Here is a 22,552-nt window from a genome sequence, read left to right as displayed (position 1 = left end):
GCCTCTCGCTGGGGCAGTCCGCGAAGGCGGACTTCGCGACTTTCCAGCGGCGAATTCATTCGCTCCTGGTCCTCGCGGGGCTACCTGAGCTGTTGATGACGATCAAAGCTGAAAGCCGTTGTTGTTGAGTGGGATCGACCTTTTCCACGGGGAGGATGGGATGAAACGAGGGTTCAACATCCAGGGTGCGATTGCGGTCGGTGTACGCACCCGATCGCCTTACTTCGGATCAGGAAATCAGCTCATGGCGCTGACGGCACGATTTGCTGCGCTTCGGCTGAATGACATCCGCGGCGAAAGGACGGCCGCATGATGAGCGAGATCCACGTGCAGACAGCCGACGCTCCCGCGCGGCTCGTCATCAGCCGGCAGACGCGCACGGCGCTGGGTGTCGCGGGCGCAGCCCTGGGCCTGGGCATCCTGGGCGACGCGCTGCTGCGTACCGGCCCCTGGGGGCTGAACCTGGCCCTGTGGACAGCCGCGCTCGTGGGCACCATCGCCCTGCTGCAGCGCTGGACAGAAGCGGACGACGCGGCGGTGGGCTGGATCCCGCTGGCGCTGGGCGCCGCCGCGCTGATGGCGTGGCGCGACTCGGCCACGCTCAAGGCGCTGGACGGGATCGCGCTGGGCGTGATCGTGGGCCTGGCGATGCTGCACGCGCGCGGCGGACAGGTGCGCAAGGCCGGGCTGGCGCACCACCTGGCCGGCGTGGCCGCCTCAGCCGGCGACGCGGCCGTGGGCGCGGCCAACCTGCTGTTTCGCGACGTGCGCTGGGCAGAGCTGCGGTCCGACGGCATGGCGCGCAACGGCGTGGCGGTCGTGCGCGGCGGCGCCATCGCCGTGCCGCTGCTGGTGCTGTTCGGCAGCCTGCTGGCGGCGGCGGACGCGAAGTTCGAGCGGCTGCTGGGCGGCGCCTTTGCCTTCGACGGGCCGCGGCTGCTGGGGCACGTGAGCCTGGCGCTGCTGGTGGCGTGGATCTGCGGCGGCATCCTGCGCACCATGACGGTGGGCAGCGACGCGCCGGGTCCCATCCTCACGCGTCCGGCGGCGCTGTCGCTTGGCATCGTGGAGACGGGGATGATCCTGGGGCTGCTGGACCTGCTGTTCGCCGCGTTCGTGGCCGTGCAGCTGCCCTACTTCTTCGGGTCCGCCGACGTGGTCCAGGGGCCGGGGAGCACGTCGTTCAGCGAGTACGCGCGGCGCGGTTTCTTCGAGCTGGTGACGGTCGCCGGGCTGGTGCTGCCCCTGCTGCTGATCGCCGACTGGCTGGTGCGCAAGGAAAACCGCGTGCACGCGCGGATCTTTCGCTGGCTGGCGGGCGCGCAGGTGGCGCTGCTGTTCGTCATCATGGCCAGCGGGCTGCACCGCATGCGGCTGTACCAGGGCGCGTACGGCTTCACGGAGCTGCGCCTGTACACCACGGCGTTCATGCTGTGGCTGGGCGTGGTCTTCGGCTGGTTCGCGTGGACGGTGCTGCGCGGCCACCGCGAGCGCTTTGCCTGGGGCGCGCTGACGACGGCGTTCGAGGCCATCGTCATCCTGCACGTCGTCAATCCGGACGCCATGATCGTCCGCGCCAACGCCGCCCGCCCGGACGCGGCCCTGCGCTTCGACGCCGTCTACGCCGCGTCGCTCAGCGCCGACGCCGTGCCGCCCCTGCTGGCCGCCCTGCCCAACGTGCGCCCCGAGCTGCGCTGCGTCGCGGCCAACCGCCTGCTGGCGCGCTGGCAGGCGCCGGAAGACTGGCGCAGCTGGAGCCTGTCGCGCGGCCGCGCCCGGTCTAGGGTCGGCACGCGCGAGGCGGCGCTGCGGAGGATGGACGCCTGCGCCACGACGCCGGTTGCCGCATCCGCTCCCGCCGCGCCGGCGGTGTCGGCCGCGCCTGCTCCCGGTTCGAGTGCATCATCCACCGTGACGCCGCCTGCCGTGTCCTCGCTGAATGCCTCGGAACCGGCGGCGCCCGCGCAGCCGGCCGCGTCGGCACAGCCGGGGAGGCGGCCGTGAGCACGCGCGAGCGCGAGGCGTGGGAGGCCATCGTGGCGCCTCCGCCGTCCACGTCCGTGGCCCTGGTGCCGCTGCGGGCGGACCGCGAGCCCGTTCATCCACCGCCGCCTTCGTCCGATTCGCCGCCGAACGCGCACCGCTACTTCTACGCGATGGGATACGCGGCCCTGGGAATGATCCTCCTGGGTACGTTCTTCGAGCCGCGCATCGGCGGGGGCGCCGCGGCCGGATTGTTCATGCCGGCGATGATGATGCTGGGGATCGGGGGGCTGGGCGTGCTCATCCACGTGCTTTACAAGCCGTCGCTCGCCAAGCTGCGCAAGGGACTGGGCGCCGTCGCGGCCCTGGTGCTCACGCTGGTCGCGACCGTCCCCGTGTCGCGCGTGGGCCGCGAGGTGCACGCATCCGCCCGCGTCGCACGCCTGCAGCCACTCGCGGACGACCTGGTCCGCGACGGGCGCATCCACCGGATCGCCGTTTCATCGGGCGAGTGGGTGGCGTTGAACGACTTTGAAGGAAACCTGAAGAGCAGCTCCATCGCTTCGTCGAACGCCGCCGCCGGGCCGTCGAGGACGTTGTACGAGGTGCTGCGGCGCGACGGCATCTCGCGGCTGGAGCTGGTGCGGCTGATGAACCGGCTGCGTGCGGCGGGCGTCTCGGAGGTGGGGATCAGCGCGTCAGCCGTGACCCTCTGGACCGAGACGGGGGCGGATCTGCTGTACGTTCGCCCGGGGCAGGCGCTGGCGTCCGCCGCGCTCCCGGAACGGAGGCATACGCAGCCCCTTGGCGGCGGATGGTACCTGCTGGTGCGCCGCGGATGGTTGGACTGAGCTGGATCGGCCCCCACGCCGTTTGTGGGGAAAGGGTTGGGGATGGGGGCGCTCCGCTGCCGGCGCGCTTCAACCGTATCGCACGATCTTCGATTGGACGGACCGTGCGCGATGGCGGAGGCCGGGCACGGGAGAGGAGATCCTTCGGTCGGCGCCAGGGATCACGACCAGGGAGGGATCGAGCGGCGCCTCCCTCAGGAAATCAAAGGCGAGAGCAGGTGAAACGCAGAAGGGGCGCCCCGCGGGAGGGCACCCCTTTCGTACGTCGTCCATTCGCCGTCAGCGTGTCAGAAGCGCCAGGACAGGCCGGCGCGCAGCACCAGGATGTTCGCGGAGTTGGAGTCGTAGTTGATCGTCACCGGCTCCTCGAACAGGCTGCCCAGCAGCACCTCGTCCCGCAGGCGGACGTCGTCCTGGTTCCAGAACGTGATGTAGTCCTCCAAGCCGAACGAGAGCGCCAGGCCCCGGCTGCCGACGTTGCTGACGGCATCCACGGCCAGGTTGAGGCCAAAGTGCGAGCTGCTGCCGTTCACGTCGTCGTTGTCCAGCCCCTGGATCTCCGGGTAGTCCGTCACCACCAGGGCCGGCGCCACGGTCACGTACGCCGCCGGGTGAAAGCGGCGGTTGTCGGGGATGGGGTCCGGCAGGCGGTACTGCAGGCCGGCCTTGACGAACCACATCTCCGGGCCGTCGGCCAGGAACGTGGAGGTGGTGGTCGTCGTGGTGCCCGTGGTGACGGTGATCTCGTCCTCGTCCGCGGCGCTGTACGTGGCGCCGGCCACCAGGTTGAGCGGCCCCGTGATGCGGAACTCGGCATTCAGGCCCACGGCCACGCCGCCGCCCCGGTCCTCGTCCAGCTGGTACTGCGTGCCGCTCTCGGTGATCGCGAAATATTCGCCGGAGCCGTAGGGCGAGCGCAGGCCCACCCACGGGGTGATGGCAAAGCGGGTGTAGGGGACCAGGTCAGCCGGGGGCTGGTTGGCAAAGCCCCCGTTGTTCTGTGCGGAAGCAGCGGCCGGAAGCGCGAGCACGCCGGCCAGGGCGAGCACACCGAATCGCATCGGTTTCCTCCAGGAGGTGTCGAAGAGGCGGAAGGCGTCTTCGGAGGGAGATGTCGGGTGATTGCACGGCAACATAGCGCGCAACCGGCCGTTGCGGAATAGTTTCGCCCGTTGACGAGGCTGGATTCCGCCCCGTCACGCCTCGCGAATGCCATCTGCGACGATGCGCGGAATCAGATGATGTGTGCCGACGAACATCAACTGCATTCTCACGCAGAGGGAGCAGAGGCAGCAGAGTACCCCAGCCCGTGCGCACACCGGATCCTGGCCCGGAGACGCGGAGATACTGGCTTCGATGATTCGTCTCAGCCGATGGCGGATTCGCGCAGGCGGCGCAGCATCTCGTCCGTGACGGTCGTGGGCTGGGGGGAGATGCGGGACGGGTCCCAGCGCGGGACGAGCGCCGCCGCCGACAGCGCCTCGCCGGGCTCCGCCAGGCCGCACGTGGCCGCCAGCCAGCCCACCACGCGCTCCGGCGCCGCGCCCGCCGCGCGCAGCTCGCCCAGCGAGACGGCGCCGTGGCGCTTGGCCAGCCGCTCGCCGTCCGGCCCCAGCATCAGCGGCACGTGCAGAAAGGACGGGATGGGCAGCTCCAGCGCGCGGTACAGCAGGATCTGCCGCGCGGTGGACGACAGCAGGTCCGCGCCGCGCAGCACGTGGGTGATGCCCATGGCCGCATCGTCCACCACCGCGGCGATCTGGTACGCCGCCACGCCGTCCTTGCGCCGCACCACGAAGTCGCCCTCCGCCGACGGGTCGAAGCACTGCTGCCCCATCACCCCGTCGTCGAAGCACACCAAGTCCGCGTCCGCCCGCGCGCGCAGGGCAAAGTAGCCGCGCCCGTGCGCCGTGAGCGACGGGACGGACGGGTCCACGCGGCGCTCGCGGCAGGTGCCGGGGTAGCGCGGGCCCTCCTCACCCACGTGCGGCGCGCTGGCCGCCTGCGCGATGTCGCGGCGCGAGCAGGTGCACTCAAAGAGCAGCCCGCGCTCCGCCACGCGCCGAAGGGCGATCTCGTAGAGGCCCTGCCGCTCGGACTGGACGTAGGGCGCGAACGGGCCGCCCACGTCGGGCCCCTCGTCCCAGTCCAGCCCCAGCCAGCGCAGCTCGTCCAGCTGCGTCTGCATGAAGCCGGGGCGAACGCGTCCAAAGTCCAGGTCTTCCACGCGCATGACGAACGCGCCGCCCGCCGCGCGCGCCTGGAGCCACGCGAGCAGGGCCGTGCGCGCGTTGCCGATGTGCAGCGCGCCGGTGGGGCTGGGGGCGAAGCGTCCGCGAATCATGCGGGGAAGGTGGGGACGAGTGCGAAAGTGCGAAAGTGGTTCCGTCGTGGAGGATGGATCGTGCGCGGGCTGAGCGCCCCCATCCCCGACCCTTCCCCCATAAACGGCATGGGGGAAGGGAGAACCCAGTCTTTGCACGAACCCGCCTCCGCGCACGGACTCACCCTCTCGCCACCCCTCCCCCGAAGTTGGGGGAGGGGTCGACCGACGTTGCGAGGAACGAGCAAAAGGAGGTCGGGGGAGAGGGCCCCCGTCGCGCAGCGACGGGCCATTCGATCCTCGCGCAATCGTGCTGTCCGCCTGTGGATGCGCGTGGCGCGGAGTGTGCAAAATGGAAGTCGTGAAGCCATGGATGTTTACGGAGATTTCACTCCTTCCGGAGGATCGCATGTCCCGCAAGCGCGAGCTCATCGAGCCCAACCCGGGCGACAAGCGGTACATTCGCCGCGACGAGAACGGCCGCTTTACCGACGACCAGGTGGACGTGGGCCGCTCCCTGGCCGCCGACCGCCGCCAGCACGCCAAGACCAAGGCCAAGCCCGGCCACGGCGACGAAGGCGATCGCTGAACCGGACCGCATCGACACGGAGCGGAGCATGGAGCAGAGTACCCCGGTCCCGGCGCGGACTGGGGTACTCTGCTGCCTCTGCTCCCTCTGCGTGAGAATGCAGTTGTCGTTTGTCGTCTGATCCGCCGAACGCGCGTTCGAAAATTGCGGGCGGAGCGTTGACACTGGCGCGCGGCGCGGGTTAGCTTGCCCCATCGGCAAACCCGCGCGCCGCCTGCGTTTCCGCGCGAAAATCAGCACGCGCGCATCACCCCCGGCCCCCGCCCATGAAGGACCTGCTCACCCTCCGCGTCAACGGCGACACGCACGAAGTGGCGGTCCCCACCCACTGGACGCTGCTGGAGGCCCTGCGCTACGGCGTGCAGCTCACCGGCAGCAAGCAGGGGTGCGACAAGGGCGACTGCGGCGCCTGCACCGTGTGGCTGGACGGCGTGCCCACGCTCTCCTGCATCACCCCCGTGTACGAGGCGGTGGACCGGGAGGTGCGCACGGTGGAGGGGCTCGCGGGGCTGCGGACGGGGCCCGGCGTGCCGCACCCCCTGCAGGACGCGTTCGACGTGTGCGGCGCGGCCCAGTGCGGATTCTGCACGCCGGGGATCCTGATGAGCGCGGCGGCCCTGCTGGAGGAGAACGCGGCCCCCACCCGCGACGAGATCAAGGAAGCCCTCAGCGGAAACCTGTGCCGCTGCACGGGATACACCAAGATCCTGGACGCCGTGGAGATGGCCGCCGGGCGCATGCGCACGACCGAGGAGGTGCCGGCATGAGCGCGGAACGGCAGGAGTTCGAGAGCGCCCGCGGCGGCGTTCCCCTCGACGAGCCCGAGGTGGCCGAGCGCGGCACGCCCGTCGTGGACCACGCGCCGTCGCACGCCGGCGAGCCCGTGAAGCTGTACGGTGACCGGGACGAGAAGGCGAAGCCGCTCAACGTCCTCGGCACCCGCCAGCGCAAGACGGACGGGTTGGAGAAGTCCACGGGCCGCGCCCGCTACACGGACGACCTCGTCCTGCCGGGAATGCTGCACGGCAAGATCCTGCGCTCGCCCCATCCGCACGCCCGCATCGTCTCCATCGACACCTCCGCGGCCGAAGCCCTGCCCGGCGTCCACGGCGTGGTCACGGGCGCGGAGATGCCCACGCCGTTCGGCATCATCGTCTGGACGCCGGACGAGAACGCGCTGGCCACCGACAAGGCGCGCTACATCGGCGACGCCGTGGCGGCCGTCGCGGCGGTGGACGAGGACACGGCCAACCGGGCCCTGGACCTCATCCACGTGGAGTACGAGGTGCTGGAGGCCCTCCTCGATCCCTTCGAGGCCGTCCGCCGCACCGACGTGCAGATCCACGAGGCCAGGAAGGAAGGCCACAACGGCAACATCTCCAAGATCGTCAAGCTGGACTTTGGCGAGGTGGAGCGCGGGCTGCGCGAGTCGGACGTCGTCATCGAGGGCGAGTACTACTTCGAAGGCACCACGCACGTGCCCATCGAGCCGCACTGCGCCATCGGGCAATGGGAGGCGGGCGGCGCGCCGGGGGGGCGGCTCACCGTCTGGTCGTCCACGCAGGTGCCGCACTACCTGCACCGCGAGCTGGCCAAGGTGCTGGAGCTGGATCCGGCCAAGGTGCGCGTCGTCCAGCCGCACGTGGGCGGCGGGTTCGGGGGCAAGAGCGAGCCGTTCGACCTGGAGTTCTGCGTCGCCAAGCTGGCGATGAAGACGGGGCGGCCCGTGAAGATCCTCTACACCCGCGAGGAGGTCTTCTACGCCCACCGCGGGCGCCACCCGTTCCACATGCAGTACAAGGTGGGCGCCACGGCCGACGGCAAGCTCAAGGCGGTGGACGCGAGGACGCTGCTGGACGGCGGCGCGTACTCGTCGTTCGGCTTGGTGACGACGTACTACAGTGGACAGCTGCTGGCGGCGCCGTACGAGATCCCGGCGTACCGCTTCAACTCCACGCGCGTCTTTACCAACAAGCCGGCGTGCGGGCCCAAGCGCGGCCACGGCAGCGTGCAGCCGCGCTTTGCCTTCGAGGTCACGCTCGACAAGCTGGCCGAGCGGCTGAGCCTGGACCCCATCGAGCTGCGGCGCCGCAACTTCATGGGCAGCTTTCGGCGCACCGTCAACGAGCTGCGCGTGACGAGCAACGGCTTCATGGAGTGCCTGGATTCCGTGGAGCGCGCCAGCGGATGGAAGGAGCGCCGCGGCAAGCTGGGCTACGGCCGCGGGCTGGGCGTGGCGGGCTCGTGCTACATCAGCGGGACCAACTATCCCATCTACCCCAACCGGATGCCGCAGTCCGCCGTGCAGCTGCAGGTGGACCGCAGCGGGCGCGTCGCCGTCTTCAGCGGCGCGTCCGACATCGGCCAGGGGTCCACCTCACTCGTGGCGTACATCGTCTGCGAGGAGCTGGGGGTGCCGCTGGACTACGTGCGCGTGCTGCCGTCGGACACGGACTTCACGCCGGTGGACCTGGGCAGCTACTCGTCGCGCGTGACGTTCATGCTGGGCAACGCCTGCGTGGACGCGGCCCGCAAGCTCAAGGCGATGGTGCAGGATGCCGTGGGCGCGGAGTGGGGCATCCCGCCGCAGCGCGTGCTCCTGGCCGGCGGGCGGGCCATGGACGGGCAGGATACCGGCCGGTCCATGTCCATCGTGGAGGCCTTCAACCTGGCCGAGGCAAAGCACGGCACGCTGGGCTCCGTGGGATCGTACAACACGCCGCGCGACGTGCACGGCGAGTACCGGGGCGGCACCATCGGCGCGTCGCCCGCGTACTCGTTCACGGCGCACGTGGCCGAGGTGGAGGTGGACCCCGAGACGGGCTTCGTGGAGGTAAAGACCATCTGGGTGGCGCACGACTGCGGCCGCGCGCTCAATCCGACGATCGTGGAGGGGCAGATCGAGGGCTCGGCGTACATGGGCTTTGCCGAGGCGCTCATGGAGCAGCACATCATGAAGGACGCGGACCACGGCCGCGCGGGGCTGCACAACGCGCCGTCGCTGCTGGACTACCGCATCCCCACGTCGCTCGATACCCCCGAGCTGCGGTCTCTCATCGTGGAGTCGATCGATCCGGAGGGTCCGTACGGCGCCAAGGAGGCCGGCGAGGGGCCGCTGCACCCGTCCATCCCCGCCATCGCCAATGCCATCTTCGACGCCGTGGGCGTGCGGATGGACTCGCTTCCGTTCTCGCCCCCACGCGTGTGGCGGGCGTTGCGGGACCACGCCGCCGCCCGCGACGAAGCGGACCGCATCGCGGCGGACTGAGCCAAAGTATTCCGGGGGTGGCCGTGTTGGCCTGCCCCCTTCTCTTTTCGTGTCCATCCCGTTTACTGTTGTGGCTGGCGTCAAGGGTCGCCGCCACCTGACACCTCACGCCTTTCCCCACCGGAGGATGTATGACCATCGCACCCCTGGGCCGTGAGGCGACGCTTGAGGATCTCTGGGACGTCGAAGGACGGGTGGAGCTCATCGACGGGGAGATCATCCCCGTGACCGCGACCGGACACCGACCGAACCGCGCGGCCGGACGAATCTGGCGCAGTCTCGATGACTACGAGGCGGATCACGGGGGCGGATACGCCGTGAACGAAGGCGCCGGGTTCATCGTGCAAACGCCGCAGACTCAGGTGCTGAGCCCGGACGCCGCATGGTGGCCGGGTGACCACGTCGCATCGGGACGCATTCGAGGAGCCCCCAGCTTTGCCGCCGAAGTGCGGAGCGAAAGCGACTACGGTCCAGCCGCCGAGCGGACGATGGCTCGCAAGCGCGCCCTGTACTTTGCCGCGGGTACACGGGTCGTGTGGGACGTGGACGTGCTGCGCGAAGGCTGGGTCCGCGCCTACCACGCCGATGACCCGGAGCATCCGGTCGTGTTTGCTCGCGGCGAAGTTGCCGATGCGGAGCCGGCTGTGCCGGGCTGGAGCTTTCCGGTAGACAGGTTGTTCGGGTAATCCGCTCGCGGACGGCCGACAACCCACCCGCCGACGGTAAAGGCCGGCGGATCGTGGAAGTCCGGCCGGGCATGGATGTATTGATACTGCCACCCTGACGCTCTCACGTCTTGCATCCGAGGGTGTATGAGCAGTGAGGCGACGCTCGAGGATCTGCTCGCGGTTGACGGAAAGGCCGAGCTCGTGGACGGGAGGCTCATCCTCATGAGCCCTTCCAGCGACGCGCACAACACGGCGGCGCGGAACATCACCGTCCGCCTGACGCTGCACGAGTGGGCAAACGGGGGCGGACGCGCCTACGTGGACGGCATTGCCGTTCGTCGCGTCCAACCGCCGCACCTTTGCTCCCGATGCGGCGTGGTTCGTGGGGCCTGCGTTTGGCGAGAAGGTAATTCACGGTACGCCTGTGCTGGCCGTCGAGGTCCGCAGCCCCGAGGACTACGGCCCGGCCGCCGAGCGCCGCATAGCCGCCAAGCGGGGCGACTACTTCGCGGCGGGTACGCAGGTGGTATGGGACGTAGACGTGATGCGCGAGGGGTGGATCCGCGCGTACCGGGCCGACGAGCCGGATCATCCGTCCGTCTTTCGCCGCGGCGAAACCGCGGATGCGGAGCCCGCGGTGCCTGGCTGGCGGTTCGCGGTCGATGACCTGTTCCTGTCCGGCAAGCAGCAGCCATGAACGCCGCCGAGCCCGGTGACCCGGAGCTCACACCGCTGGAGGAGCTCCGCATCGGCATCTGGTCGCACGGCATTGGCGAACACGTGGCCGCGCCCCTGGGCCGGCCCGCCACCATCCACGATCTCTGGCTTACCAAGTTCAAGGCCGAGATCGTCAACGACGAGCTGATCCTGATCGGGCCTACCGCCCCGGGATCGGCGAGCGCCGCGTCGAACATCCGCACAGGCCTTCATCGGTACGAGGAAGCGGGTGGAGCCGGCTACGTATTCCCGTTCCGGACTGCCTTTGTCGTCGACCTGCCACACCGCCGCTCTTTTTGCCCGGACGTGAGCGGGTACGTCGGTGAGCCAGGGACAAGTCGGTGCGTGGCGGGCGCCCCCGTGTTCGCGGTCGAGATATGCGATCCGTCCGAGTACGGTCATGAGATGGAGGCGCGGATGGCGGCCAAGCGCGCGGACTACTTCGCGGCGGGCACGCAGGTCGTGTGGGACGTGGACGCTCTGCGGGAGAACGTGATCCGCGCCTACCACGCCGATGACCCGGAGCATCCGGTCGTGTTTGCCCGCGGCGAAGTTGCCGATGCGGAGCCGGCTGTGCCCGGCTGGCGCTTTGCCGTGGACGAGATGTTCGACTGAGGGGATTGGCGGGCTATTCCGAAGTGGGGCGGCGCTGGCGCATTTGGAGCGATGGCCGCATGTGCGCGGAGTGGTGCTTGCGGCGGCCGCCCGGAAGCGGCACTTTCGCATTGCACCTCCACGCCCCCCAAGCAATGCGTCTTCCGCTCTTTCCCATCCCCGCGGTCCTGTTTCCAGGCGCGCCCATGCCGCTGCACATCTTCGAGCCGCGGTACCGGCAGATGGTGGCGCACTGCGTGGAAGGGAGCGAGCAGTTCGGCCTGGTGTACCACGACCCCGACCGCCACGGCCCGTTCACCACGGAGAACGGCGGCGTGGGGTGCGTGGCCCGCATCCTCAAGTACCAGCCCCTGCCCGACGGCCGCTCCCTGATCCTGTGCCGCGGGCTGAACCGCTTTCGCATCGTGGACGGCATCGAGAGCGGCGCCGCCTACTGGGAGGCGCTCTCCGAGCCGTACGACGACGAGAAGGAGGACCGCCGCGGGCTGGTGCCGCGCCGCCGCCGCTCCATCGACCTCTTCAATCGGGTGCTGGAAGAGGTGGTGCGGTACAAGCAGCCGTTCCCCGAGATCGACCCGTACGCCGAGACGGGGTTCCAGATCGCGCAGGCCATCCGCATCGATCCCGCGTGGCAGCAGGAGCTGCTGGAATCCCGCAAGGAGCGCGAGCGGCTGGGGCTGCTGGACGACCTGCTGCGCGCCGTGCTGGACTCCGGGACCACGGGCGGCGGCGAAACGCCTTTCGGCGACGGCTGACCCCCTTTATCATGCTGACGCGCCGTCCGGAACCTGCCGGGCGGCGCGTTGTACGTTCCTCGCCCCGCGCCCTCCGCGCGGACGTGCTCCGGGCGTACTCCGCAACGCCGTGCCGCCGTATTTCATGCGCTGTCTCATTCTGCCCGCCGCTGCCCTGCTGCTGCCGCTGGGCGCGTGCTCGGACCTGTTCGTGGAATCCGAGCGCATCCCCACGCGCCTGTCGCTGGAGGACACGGTGGTCACCGCGCTGCAGGGGCAGCGGGTGCGCATCCCCCTGACGGTGCTGGACCAGGACGGCCGCCCGTTCGAGCGGGTTCCGGCGTGGGCCGCGCCCGTGTGGACCACCAGCAGCGCCGGGACGCTGGACGTGGAGGGCGGCGAGCTGGTGGCCGTGGCGGCGGGGCAGGCGGTGGCGTCCGTACGGGTGGGGGGGCTCACGGCCAGCGTCCGGGTGCGGGTGAACCCGCGGGAGCTGCGGATGCGCATCGAGGGCATCCAGCTCACGCAGGCCGCCCAGCCGTGGGGCGGCACGGCGCCGCTGGTGCAGGGGCGCGACGCCCTGCTGCGCGTGTACATGACGGGCGATCGCCCCAGCTTCTTTGCCCCGCGCGTGCGGGTGAACGTCTTTCGCGGCGCCGCGCTGGTGGAGATGCTCGCCACGGGCGCCATGGAGCTGCACGAGCAGCTGGCCGAGCAGGACCTGGCGGCGTCGTGGAACGTGCTGGTTCCCGCGCGGCTGGTGCAGCCGGGGCTGCGGGTGCTGGTGGAGGCGGACCCGGACCGCCTGATCCCCCTGGCCGCCGGCAGCCGGGCCTCGTACCCGGCCGACGGCGTGCCCCTGGCGGCGGACGTGCGCGACGTGCCCCCGCTCGACCTGCGCATTGTCCCCGTGCACCAGGCCGCCACGGGCACCACGGGCGGCGTGGACGCGGGGAACGTGGCCGCGTTCATGGGGCCGCTGCTGACGATGTTCCCCGTGCGGCAGGTGAGCGTGGACGTGCGGGCGCCGTACACCACGAGCAACGTGGCCAGCAACAACGCGGGGTGGACGGCCATCCTGCGCGAGGTGAACGCCCTGCGGGTGGCGGAGGGCACGGGCCGCTACTACTACGGCGTGCTCACCCGGCCCGTCAGCGGCATCTCGGGGCTGGGGTTCCTGGAAGGCAAGGCGGCGCTGGGATTTGACCGGCTGCCCGAGGCGGCGCAGACGCTGGCGCACGAGCTGGGGCACAACTTTGGCCGGGCGCACGCGCCGTGCGGCAACCCGTCCGGCCCGGACCCGGACTTTCCCACCACCAACGCCGTGCTGGACGTGGTGGGGGTGGACGTGGGCGACAACCTGGTGCGCGGCGACCCCTATCGCGACCTGATGTCGTACTGCGTGCCGGAGTGGATCACCTGGTACACGTACAAGGCCATCCTGGACTACCGCCACGCCCGTGACTGGCCCGCGCCGGCTGGCGCCGCGCCGGAGCCCGTGCTGCTGGTGTGGGGCGCCGTGCGCGACGGCCAGGTGGTGCTGGAGCCGGCCGTGGAGCTCACGGCGCCCGTGTCCCTGCCGTCCGCCCCCGGCCCGTACCGCATCGAGGCGCGCGACGCGTCCGGCGCTACGCTCTACGCCCTGTCGTTCCGCGGGACGCGGGTGGAGGACGCGCCCGACGGCGAGCGCCACTTCGCGTTCGCCATCCCCCGGCGCGCCCTGCCCCTGGACCGCGTGGCGAGCCTGCGGCTGGTGGCGAACGGCGTGCAGGCGTCCGTGAGCCGCGCGGCCGGGCCCGTGGACACGCGCATCGCCCCCGTGGCGCCGCGCTTCAGCGTCTCGGGCGCGGCGGGCGGGCGCGCGGAGGTGCGCTGGGAGGCCGCGCGGCATCCGCTGACCGTCGTCCGCGACGGGCGCACGGGCGAGATCCTCGCCTTTGCGCGGGGCGGCGTGGCGAACGTGCGGACGGACGCGCCGGAGCTGGAGCTGCTCTTCAGCGACGGGGTGCGGACGACCTCGCGGCGCGTGCGCGTCCGCCCCTGATCCGCATCCCCCGAATTCCTTTCCATCCGCCGTCCGCGGAGCGTCCCTGGGGGCGACGCGGCGGCGGATTTCCATGCCGGGCACCGAAGATCCCAATCCGAATGAGAGTGGTGTGGATGGCCCTGTCCGCGGCGGCGCTGGCGGGATCGGCGGACGCGCAGCTGCGGGGATTCTCCGCGGAGGTGCGGGCCGGCGCGTCCGCGGGGAACTACGCGGGGGCGGCGTCGGAGTTCGAGGTGCTGCCGGGGGCGGCGTGGGGCGCGTCCGTGTCGTACGAGGCGCGGGAGCACCTCTCGGTGCATGCGGGGTACAGTCGGGCGTCGTTCGGCTGCCGGACGGGCTTTTGCGCGGACGGCGAGGCGCGGTTCACGAGCGCGGGACTCGACGTGGGCGTGCGCTACGCCCTCCCCTACGTCCCCGCCGCGGCGCCGTGGGTGAGCGCCGGCATCGCCCGCCACGCGCTGCGGGCGGACGCCGCGGGCGAGATGGACGACGCGAGCGGCTGGGGCGTGTCCGTCGGCGCGGGGGCGGAGGTGCGGCTGGACGGGCGCCTGTCGGTGACGCCGGGCGTGCGCTACGTTCGCCACGGCGCCGGGGACGACGACGCGGCGATGGTGGTGGCGGACGTGGGACTCAGGATCCGGACGTGAGGAGTAGAGGATGATGGATCGCAGGACGTTCCTGGCCCGCGCCGCGGTGGCGGGCGCCGGGCTGCTGCTTCCCGCGGCGGGCTTTGCCTCGCTTCGCGGCGGATCGCGGATGCCGGCGGGCATGGCCCCCGCGGCGATGGACGAGGAGGACCGCGCACGCCTGGCGTCGTGGGTCCGCACGCTGCGCGCGGAGGGGCTGGCGAACGGCGAGCGGCCGCTGGGCCCCGCCGTGGCGCGCGTGGGCGAGCTGGCGCTGGGTGCCCCGTACGCCGCCAACACGCTGGAGGCGTACCTGGCCGCGGGCGGCGCGCCGTCCGCCGAGCCGCTGACGCTGCACCTGATGAAGTTCGACTGCGTGTCGCTGGTGGAGGGCGCGCTGGCCGTGGCGCGCACGGCGGCGGCGATGGACGCGGGGTGGGAGCGGTTCGCGGCCGAGATCGAGCGGATGCGCTACCGGGGCGGCGTGCGCAGCGACTACGCCAGCCGGCTGCACTACTTCAGCGAGTGGATCGCGGACGGCGCGCGGCGCGGGCTGGTGCGCGACCTGGGCCCGGAGCTGGGCGGGGAGCCGGACGCGCGGCCCCTGCGCTTCATGTCGGAGCACCGCGCCAGCTACGCGGCCCTGCGCGACGACGCGGCGTACGCGGCCATCGTGGCGCACGAGCGGCGGCTGGACGCGTCGCCCCGCAGCGTGGTCGCCAAGGCGCGGATCCTCGAGATCCAGGACCGCCTGCGGACGGGCGACGTGCTGGCGTTCGCCACCTCCATCGCGGGGCTGGACGTGACGCACACGGGCCTGGCGTACCGCTCGGACGACGGCGTGATGCGCGTGCTGCACGCCCCGCTTTCCGGCGGCGTGGTGCAGGTGAGCCGCGGCACGGTGGCGGACTACGTGAACGGCCTGCGCAGCGGCACGGGCATCCTGGTCGCCCGCCCCCTGCGCGGCTGAGGAAAACCGGAAAGAATTCTCACGCAGAGCCGCAGAGGCGCGGAGTACTTCAACAGCAGTTGCAGTTCTCTGCGTCCTCTGCGGCTCTGCGTGAGAATTTCTTCGACTTGATTCGGGCCCGGAGCCGGCGATGACAGCCGGAACCGGGCCCGTGCTCGTTGTGCGGTTTGCCCGCGTGAAAGAAGCCGTGGCGTCGGATTGTCGGAAACCGTGACGGACATACTCCCCCGAGCGGTCGTTTATCGCGGATATACGCAAAAATTTGTTTGCTCAACCTCTAAACCAACCTTGCGGACCCCGGGATTGCGTGCTATTGAATCGCGGGACCAAAGCGCACATCGCCAACGCCTCGATCCAGATTTCCGCGGTCGTCGGTTCCCAGCCCACCCGGGGCTCCTTCCAGGGGCGCCGGTCCGGCGTGTTCACCACAGCTCTCCCGGAGGACCCCTGATGCGCCTATCTCGTCTGCGCCGGTGGCTCGGCGCGACCCTTCTCCTGCTAAGCGGCGTGCTGGCACGGCCCGCCGCGGCGCAGGAACCCTACGTCCTCACCGGCACGGTGACCGACGCCGAGACGGGCGCGGGGCTGGCCGGCGCGGCCGTGCAGCTGCGCTCGGCGGGCACGGTGGCCCCCGCGGCCAGCACCGTGACGGACGCCGCCGGCCGCTTCAGCCTGCGCGCGCGGGTGGCGGCGGGCACGTACACCCTGCAGTTCTCGCAGATCGGCCGCGGCACGAGCACGCGCCAGGTCACGCTGGGCGCCCCGCGCGAGGTGGCCGTGGGCACCGTGACGCTGTCCCCGGCCGCGCTGCAGCTGGAGGAGCTGGTGGTGACCGGCACCGGCGCGCCCGTGGAGCGGCGCGAGGTGGGCAACACGGTCGCCAGCGTGGACGGCGAAGAGGTGGCGCAGGCCCCCGCGGCCACGTCCATCGACCAGGCGCTGCAGGGCCGCATTGCCGGCGCGCAGATCAGCGAGAGCAGCGGCCAGCCCGGCGGCGGCGTGAGCATTCGCCTGCGCGGCACCAACACCATCCTGGGCAACGCCGAGCCGCTGATCGTGGTGGACGGCGTGATCGTGGACAACAACAACGAGGCCCTGGTGGGGCTGGGCGCCAACGCGACGCGCAGCAACACGGCCATGACCAACCGCCTGGCCGACATCCCGCCCGAGGACATCGAGCGGGTGGAGGTGCTCAAGGGCGCCGCGGCGGCCGCGCTGTACGGCTCGCGCGCCAACAGCGGCGTCATCCAGATCTTCACCAAGCGCGGCCGGCAGGGCGCGCCGGAGATCCGCTTTACGACGGAGCTCCAGGCCTCGCGCACGCCGGGGTTCCTGGACCTGAACATGGACCCCACCATCGGCCCCGCCGACGTGGCGGCCGGCGTTCCCGCGGCGCGGCTGGGGCAGGACACCACGCGCTTCGACTACCAGGACGAGCTGTTCCGGACGGGCGTGGGCACCAGCAACCAGCTGTCGGTCTCGGGCGGCACCGAGGGCACCACGTACTACCTGTCGGGCAACTGGAACAACGAGAACGGCATCATCCGCTCCACCGGGTACGAGCGGTACGGCGGGCGCGCGCGGGTGAACCAGCGCCTGTCCGACTGGCTGGAGGTGGGGGTGAACGGCAGCTACCTGCGCACCCGCACCGACCTGGTGCCCGAGGGTGAGCAGACGCAGGGCGTGCTTACGTCCGTCATCTTCACGCCCACGTTCTTCAACCCGGAGTTCGACAACAGCACGGGGCGCTATCCGTACAGCCCGGTCATCAGCACCAACCCGCTGGACGTCATCAACAACTGGGTGGCCCGCAGCAGCGTCACGCGCTTCTTCGGGAACGTGCAGGCCACGGCCACGCCCCTGAGCAACCTGACGCTCACGTACCTGGCGGGCGTGGACGACGGGCGCGAGGAGGCCACGTACTTCCAGCCCCCGCGCTCCACGGGCGCCACCTTCGGCGGCTCGCTGCAGGTGCCGGTGCGCTCCGTGCGCCGCTTCAACAACGACTTCACGGCCACGCTGGAGAACAGCCTGTCGTCGTCGCTGGGGTTGAGCAGCACGGCGGGCTTCCGCTACACGCAGGACCGCACCAACACCATCCGCGCGGCCGTCGCGGACCTGCCCCCGGGGCAGACCACGGCCGTGGGCGCTACCCAGACGGCCTCGCAGAGCCTGGTGGAGCTGCGCACCCTGGGCGCGTTCCTGCAGGAGCGGCTGTCCATCGCCGACCGCATCTTCCTCACGGCGGGCCTGAACGTGGAGGCCGCGTCGGCGTTCGGCGCGGACGAGCGCTGGCAGATGTTCCCGCGCCTGAGCGGCTCGTGGGTGGTGGACGAGCAGCCCGGGTTCAGCGACGGCGCGCTGGGCAGCGTGTTCAGCGCCCTGCGCCTGCGCGCGGCCTACGGCCAGACGGGCGGGCAGCCGCCCAGCGAGTACCTGAACCAGGTCACGTACCTCAACGTGAGCTACGGCGGCCGTCCCGGCCTGCGTCCGCCCACGCTGGCGCCCAACCCCACCCTCAAGCCCGAGCGGCAGCGCGAGTACGAGGTGGGCGCCGACATGGGGCTGCTGAACGACCGGGCGGCGCTGGAGGTGACGTACTACGACAAGGAGACCACGGACCTGGTGCTGCAGGTGCCCCTGGCGCTCACCAGCGGCTTCGCCAACCAGTACCTGAACGTGGGCACGGTGACCAACCGCGGCTGGGAGGTCACGCTTTCCACGTCCAACGTGCAGACCCGCGACTTCAGCTGGAACACGCGCCTGCTGTACGCGCGCAACCACAACGAGGTCACCAAGCTCAACACGGCCAGCGACACGCTCGTCTTCGAGTACCTGAACGCGGTGGTCAAGGGGCAGCCCATCGGCGTGTTCCTGGGCGCGTACTACCCGCGTGACAGCGAGGGGAACATCATCTACTTCCCCCGCAACGGCTCGACCGTGGTCTACGACCCCGCCCTGTGCGCGGCGCGCCCGCTGCCGGCCGGGTGCATTCCCACCCGCGCGCGGGTCAACGGCGCCGTCCAGCGCCGGGTGCTGGGCGACCCCAACCCCGACTTCACCGCCTCGCTGCAGAACAACTTCACGTACCGCGGCGTGAACCTGGGCATTCTCTTCGACGGCCGGTTCGGCAACGACGTGGCCAACTTCACGCGCCGCAGCGCCGAGTTCTTCGGATCGGCCCCCACGGCGGGCGCCGAGGCGCGGGGCGACACGGTGGCGGGAACGTTCAGCCGCAACGCCGACCGCAACACGCTGTACGAGGAGTTCATCGAGGACGGCAGCTTCGTCAAGCTGCGCGAGGTGTCGCTGGCGTACCGCTTCGACGCGCCGTGGGTGCGGCGGATGGGCACGCGCGAGCTGGGGCTGCGGGTGGCCGCCCGCAACCTGTACACCTGGACGGACTACTCCGGCATCGACCCGGAGGTCAACCTGTTTGCCGCCAGCACGGTCGCGCGCGGCGTGGACTTCGCGACCACGCCCATCCCGCGCACCTTCGTGGTGGGCCTGGACTTCAACTTCTAGGGCATCGCATGAGCCAACTGAACTTTCGCCGGCTCGCGCGGCGAACCCTCGCCCTGGCGGCGGTGGCCGGAACCGCCGCCGGGTGCAGCCTGGACCTGGTGAACCCCAACGCGCCCCAGGAGGGGGAGGTGCTCCGCGACCCGGAGCTCATCCTCAACACGGCCGTGGGGCTGCAGTCGCAGTACGCGGACAACATCCTGATCTTCATCCGCGCGCCCGAGCTGGCCACGGACCAGTGGGGCACGCGCCAGATCGCCCTGCAGGCCGACCAGTCGCTGGTGCGGGGCGACCCCGACGCCACCTTCGGCGTGGTGAGCGACCCGTTCGCGGCCGCGTACCGCATTGCCCGCTCGGCGCGGGTGCTGCAGGTGAGCGCGCCGCTGGTGAACCTTTCCCGCGGCAACCAGGTGGGCATCTCGGCCCTGTCCAAGCTGCTGACGGCATCCGCCATCGGCTACCTGACGACGCAGTACGAGCAGCTGCCGGCCAGCTACGACAGCCTGGGCGCCCGGCCGCTTCCCCGCGACCAGGTGCGTGACACGGTCATTGCCCTGCTGGAGAGCGCCCGCGCGGAGCTGGTCACGGTGAGCGACGCCGAGCTGGCGCCCTTCACGGCGCGCGTGCTGACCCCCACGGCGGGCGCGGGGATCGACCTGCGCAACTCGGTGGACGCCATGCTGGCCCGCTACTACCTGTTCGACGGGCGGTACGCCGAGGCCCTGGCGGCGGCGGGGCGGGTGAACCGCGGCTCGCTGTCGCTGCTGCAGTACCCCAGCCCGGGCCAGAACCCGGTGTGGCAGTACTTCCTGTCGCTCAACTACGTGGGCGCGCGCAAGGAGTTCTTTACCGACGCGCAGGCGGGCGATGCCCGGCCCACGTTCTGGGCCACCCGCACGGGGGGCAACACGGGCCTGCCGGACTCGGTGTTCCCCATGCGCGTGTACGGCGCCAACCGCAACGATCCGTATCCGTTCTACCTGCCGGACGAGATGCGGCTCATCCAGGCCGAGGCGTACGCCCGGCAGGGCAACCTGGCCGAGGCGCGCCGCCTGATCAACGAGGTGCGCACGGAGGGCCGCGACGCCACGTCCGGCGCGTGCACCCCGTCGGCCACGGAGCCCCGCGGCTGCCTGCCGCCGCTGCCCGAGGATGCCCTGGACACGCCGGCGGAGGTGTTCGCCCAGATCCTGTACGAGCGGCGCTACGAGCTGTTCGGGCAGGGACTGCGCTGGGAGGACCTGCGGCGCCTGTCCCAGTTCACCACGGAGCGGCCGTCCATGCAGTTCCTGCCCTACCCGCAGGCGGAGTGCGACCGCAACCCCAACGCGGGCTGCTGATCGTCCGCTCCACGGACGGGTGAAGTAACGAAGAAGGGCGCGCCGCAACGGCGCGCCCTTCTTCGTTCATCCAGGCCCGGCGACCCCCCGTCGGCAGAGACCGACGATGTCCGGCGGGTTGGGATCTGCACGCCTCATGGGGCGCGGTTCATCCCGGCTGCAGGCTCGTCAGCACCACCATCGTCACGAACAGCGCGAGCATGGCGAAGGGGAGGATGCGGTGCACGCGCGCGTTCGCCGTCAGCAGGCCCACGAGGGCGATCAGCAGGAACGCCAGCTCGAACGGGCGGTCCTGGTTCCAGAACGGGTCGCCCTGGAAACCGGCATTGCGCACGGCCGTGGCCACGGGCACCAGCGCCGTGAGGCCAAAGAACCACGGGCGCGCCTCGAAGTAGTGCTCCCGGAGCGACACCTCGCCGCTGTCGTCCTGGTCCAGCTCCGGCAGCACCAGCACGGCGGCCAGGTACAGCAGGATGGGCGTGAGCAGAAAGACGAGGAAGGCGAAGAAGTTGTTCTCGATGCGCTCCCCGAAGTCGAAGCTCCCCCACCAGAACTGCACGTGGGCCAGGAACACCAGCACGGCCGACGCCACGGCGGGCAGGTACGGCCGCACGCGGCGCCGCCGGCTCAGCAGCTTGCCCACGCTCCCCAGCAGGCGCGACAGCCCCAGCCCCACGATGATGGAGACGAGCACCGACAGGTACTCGCCCGCGTTGAGCGTGCTCTGCTGCATGGCGGGGATGGGAGGCGGTGATGGGGATTCCGGTCCGCGGGAAGGCGCCCTGAGGATGCGCGTCACGGTCCGGCGCGGCCAGGGAGGCGGACCGGCATTGCCCGTCTTCTGCCGACGCAGGGAGGACAATCATCCTTGACTTTGAATTTCAGATTGCATCATTATGAATTTAGATAAAGTTAAATTCTGCTGTGACTCGGGAAGGGGAGGGGACGTGGGAGCGAACATGAGCGTGCGATTGGGCATCCTGGCCGTGGCGGCCGGGCTGATCGTCATCGCGCCGGCGGCGGATGCGCAGACCGCCGGGCGCATCGCGGGGACGGTGGTGGACGCGGCGGGGCAGCCCGTGGCGGGGGCGCAGGTGCTGGTGGATGGGCGGCTGCGCATCGGCGCGACGGGCGCGGACGGCGGATTCGCCGTGCAGGGCGTAGCGCCCGGCATCCGCCGCGTCCGCGTGCTGGCCATGGGCTACGCGCCCGCCGAGCGCGCGGTGCCCGTGCCCGGCGAGGCCCTGCGCATCCGCCTGGAGCACACGCCGCTGACGCTGGAGGGCATCCAGGTGACGGCCTCGCCCGGCGCCAGCGAGGGCTCCGCGGTGGCGCAGGCGACGAGCCACCTGGCCGGCCGCGCGCTGGAGCGGGAGATGGGCGGCACGCTGGCCCACACGCTGCGCGCGCAGCCCGGCGTGGCCATGCGCTTCATGGGTCCCGCGGCCACCATGCCCGTGCTCCGCGGGCTGACGGGCGACCGCGTGCTGGTGCTGCACGACGGCCAGCGCACGGGTGACCTGGCCGGCAGCGCGGACGACCACGGCGTAACGGTGGATCCGCTCGCGGCGCAACGTGTGGAGGTGGTGCGCGGGCCCGCCACGCTGCTGTACGGCAACAACGCGCTGGGCGGGGTCGTCAACGTCATCAGCGACGACGTGCCGGCGCACGTGCCGGGGCGCGTGGAGTGGGCCGCGGGCGTGCACTCGGAATCCGCGTACCCCGGAGGAGCCGCCAGCGTGAAGGTGACGGCGCCGCTCGCCGGCGCGTGGGCCGGCACCCTGCGCGTGGGCGGCCGCACCACGGGTGACATGCGGATCCCCGCGGACGCCGTGCTGGGCTCGCGGCTGCGCAACACGGACACGGAAAGCCGGAACGGCGCCCTGGGCATTGGCCACGCGGGCGAGCGGGTGGAGGGCGGCGTGGCGGCGCGCGCGTACGACTTTGGCTACGGGCTGCCCGTGCCGCCGTCCGCCGCGCCCGTACGCCTGCGCGGCCGGCGCTACGAGCTGCGCGCGGGCGGCGAGCTGCGCACGTCGTCCCCGCTGGCGGCCCGCGTCCGCGCGGACGCCGCCGCGCAGGACTACGCCCACGACGAGCTGAACGACGCGGACGGCCACGTGCTGCAGCGCTTTGCCCTCCGCACGCGGACGGCCAGCGCCCGCGTGCACCAGGCGCCGCGCGGCCGGTGGACGGACGGCGCGTGGGGCGTCTCGGGCCTGTGGAAGGCGTACAGCGCCACGGGCCCCGAGGCGCTGACGCCGCCGGCGGACTCGCGCGGGCTGGGCGTGTTCGCCTT

18 protein-coding genes are annotated in these 22,552 nt (G+C 71.3%); 15 read left to right on the top strand and 3 right to left on the bottom strand.

Annotated elements, in window-relative coordinates; all coding sequences use genetic code 11:
- Nucleotides 1–309 precede the first annotated feature (309 nt).
- A complete protein-coding gene (locus VFZ20_RS02415; protein ID WP_329682224.1) occupies nt 310–2,004 on the top strand; it encodes a DUF4173 domain-containing protein in 1,695 nt (564 codons plus the stop codon).
- Nucleotides 2,001–2,834 (top strand): hypothetical protein, encoded by an 834-nt coding sequence (locus tag VFZ20_RS02410; protein WP_329682223.1) that lies wholly within the window; start codon nt 2,001–2,003, stop codon nt 2,832–2,834. The genes VFZ20_RS02415 and VFZ20_RS02410 overlap by 4 nt, the downstream gene beginning before the upstream one ends.
- A gap of 287 nt (nt 2,835–3,121) precedes the next feature.
- Here VFZ20_RS02410 and VFZ20_RS02405 read toward each other — a convergent pair whose 3' ends face one another.
- Together VFZ20_RS02405 and gluQRS are read right to left on the bottom strand one after the other, a co-directional pair.
- Nucleotides 3,122–3,895 (bottom strand): hypothetical protein, encoded by a 774-nt coding sequence (locus VFZ20_RS02405; RefSeq protein ID WP_329682222.1) that lies wholly within the window; start codon nt 3,893–3,895, stop codon nt 3,122–3,124.
- 305 nt (nt 3,896–4,200) lie between these two features.
- Nucleotides 4,201–5,178 carry a tRNA glutamyl-Q(34) synthetase GluQRS gene (gene gluQRS / locus VFZ20_RS02400; protein WP_329682221.1) on the bottom strand — a complete coding sequence of 326 codons (978 nt, stop codon included), beginning with the start codon at nt 5,176–5,178 and terminating at the stop codon, nt 4,201–4,203.
- A gap of 388 nt (nt 5,179–5,566) precedes the next feature.
- Here gluQRS and VFZ20_RS02395 point away from each other — a divergent pair, with 388 nt between their 5' ends.
- From VFZ20_RS02395 to VFZ20_RS02340, 12 genes are all read left to right on the top strand, one after another.
- Nucleotides 5,567–5,746, top strand: coding sequence for a hypothetical protein (locus VFZ20_RS02395; RefSeq protein WP_329682220.1), 180 nt, complete (start codon nt 5,567–5,569; stop codon nt 5,744–5,746).
- A gap of 266 nt (nt 5,747–6,012) precedes the next feature.
- Nucleotides 6,013–6,513 (top strand): (2Fe-2S)-binding protein, encoded by a 501-nt coding sequence (locus VFZ20_RS02390; protein ID WP_329682219.1) that lies wholly within the window; start codon nt 6,013–6,015, stop codon nt 6,511–6,513.
- Nucleotides 6,510–9,014, top strand: a complete 2,505-nt coding sequence (locus VFZ20_RS02385) for a xanthine dehydrogenase family protein molybdopterin-binding subunit (protein ID WP_329682218.1) — start codon at nt 6,510–6,512, stop codon at nt 9,012–9,014. The genes VFZ20_RS02390 and VFZ20_RS02385 overlap by 4 nt, the downstream gene beginning before the upstream one ends.
- 131 nt (nt 9,015–9,145) lie before the next feature.
- On the top strand, nt 9,146–9,700 hold the full coding sequence (locus VFZ20_RS02380) for a Uma2 family endonuclease (RefSeq protein ID WP_329682217.1): 555 nt from the start codon (nt 9,146–9,148) through the stop codon (nt 9,698–9,700).
- 364 nt (nt 9,701–10,064) lie between these two features.
- Complete coding sequence (locus VFZ20_RS02375) at nt 10,065–10,379, top strand: Uma2 family endonuclease (protein WP_349264053.1); 315 nt, start codon at nt 10,065–10,067, stop codon at nt 10,377–10,379.
- Nucleotides 10,376–11,014 (top strand): Uma2 family endonuclease, encoded by a 639-nt coding sequence (locus tag VFZ20_RS02370; RefSeq protein WP_329682215.1) that lies wholly within the window; start codon nt 10,376–10,378, stop codon nt 11,012–11,014. Before VFZ20_RS02375 ends, VFZ20_RS02370 begins: the two co-directional genes overlap by 4 nt.
- Nucleotides 11,015–11,073: 59 nt before the next feature.
- Nucleotides 11,074–11,769 carry an LON peptidase substrate-binding domain-containing protein gene (locus tag VFZ20_RS02365; RefSeq protein ID WP_329682214.1) on the top strand — a complete coding sequence of 232 codons (696 nt, stop codon included), beginning with the start codon at nt 11,074–11,076 and terminating at the stop codon, nt 11,767–11,769.
- A 124-nt stretch (nt 11,770–11,893) separates the two neighbouring features.
- On the top strand, nt 11,894–13,792 hold the full coding sequence (locus tag VFZ20_RS02360; RefSeq protein WP_329682213.1) for a hypothetical protein: 1,899 nt from the start codon (nt 11,894–11,896) through the stop codon (nt 13,790–13,792).
- A 101-nt stretch (nt 13,793–13,893) separates the two neighbouring features.
- The gene (locus VFZ20_RS02355; protein WP_329682212.1) at nt 13,894–14,442 is read left to right on the top strand and encodes an outer membrane beta-barrel protein; all 549 of its coding nucleotides are present in this window, start codon (nt 13,894–13,896) and stop codon (nt 14,440–14,442) included.
- Between the two features lie 10 nt (nt 14,443–14,452).
- Nucleotides 14,453–15,391 carry an N-acetylmuramoyl-L-alanine amidase-like domain-containing protein gene (locus tag VFZ20_RS02350; RefSeq protein WP_329682211.1) on the top strand — a complete coding sequence of 313 codons (939 nt, stop codon included), beginning with the start codon at nt 14,453–14,455 and terminating at the stop codon, nt 15,389–15,391.
- Nucleotides 15,392–15,841: 450 nt separating this feature from the next.
- The gene (locus tag VFZ20_RS02345) at nt 15,842–18,916 is read left to right on the top strand and encodes a SusC/RagA family TonB-linked outer membrane protein (RefSeq protein WP_329682210.1); all 3,075 of its coding nucleotides are present in this window, start codon (nt 15,842–15,844) and stop codon (nt 18,914–18,916) included.
- Between the two features lie 8 nt (nt 18,917–18,924).
- On the top strand, nt 18,925–20,253 hold the full coding sequence (locus tag VFZ20_RS02340) for a RagB/SusD family nutrient uptake outer membrane protein (protein ID WP_329682209.1): 1,329 nt from the start codon (nt 18,925–18,927) through the stop codon (nt 20,251–20,253).
- Between the two features lie 148 nt (nt 20,254–20,401).
- Here VFZ20_RS02340 and VFZ20_RS02335 read toward each other — a convergent pair whose 3' ends face one another.
- A complete protein-coding gene (locus VFZ20_RS02335; protein ID WP_329682208.1) occupies nt 20,402–20,986 on the bottom strand; it encodes a hypothetical protein in 585 nt (194 codons plus the stop codon).
- A 226-nt stretch (nt 20,987–21,212) separates the two neighbouring features.
- Here VFZ20_RS02335 and VFZ20_RS02330 point away from each other — a divergent pair.
- Nucleotides 21,213–22,552: TonB-dependent receptor (locus VFZ20_RS02330; protein WP_329682207.1), on the top strand; the 1,340-nt coding region annotated here is incomplete at its 3' end.

It is taken from the genome of Longimicrobium sp., assembly GCF_036280135.1.
Taxonomy (GTDB): Bacteria; Gemmatimonadota; Gemmatimonadetes; order Longimicrobiales; family Longimicrobiaceae; genus Longimicrobium.
The sequence above is the reverse complement of the archived record's forward strand: the minus strand, read 5'-3'. Positions and strand labels throughout refer to the sequence as shown.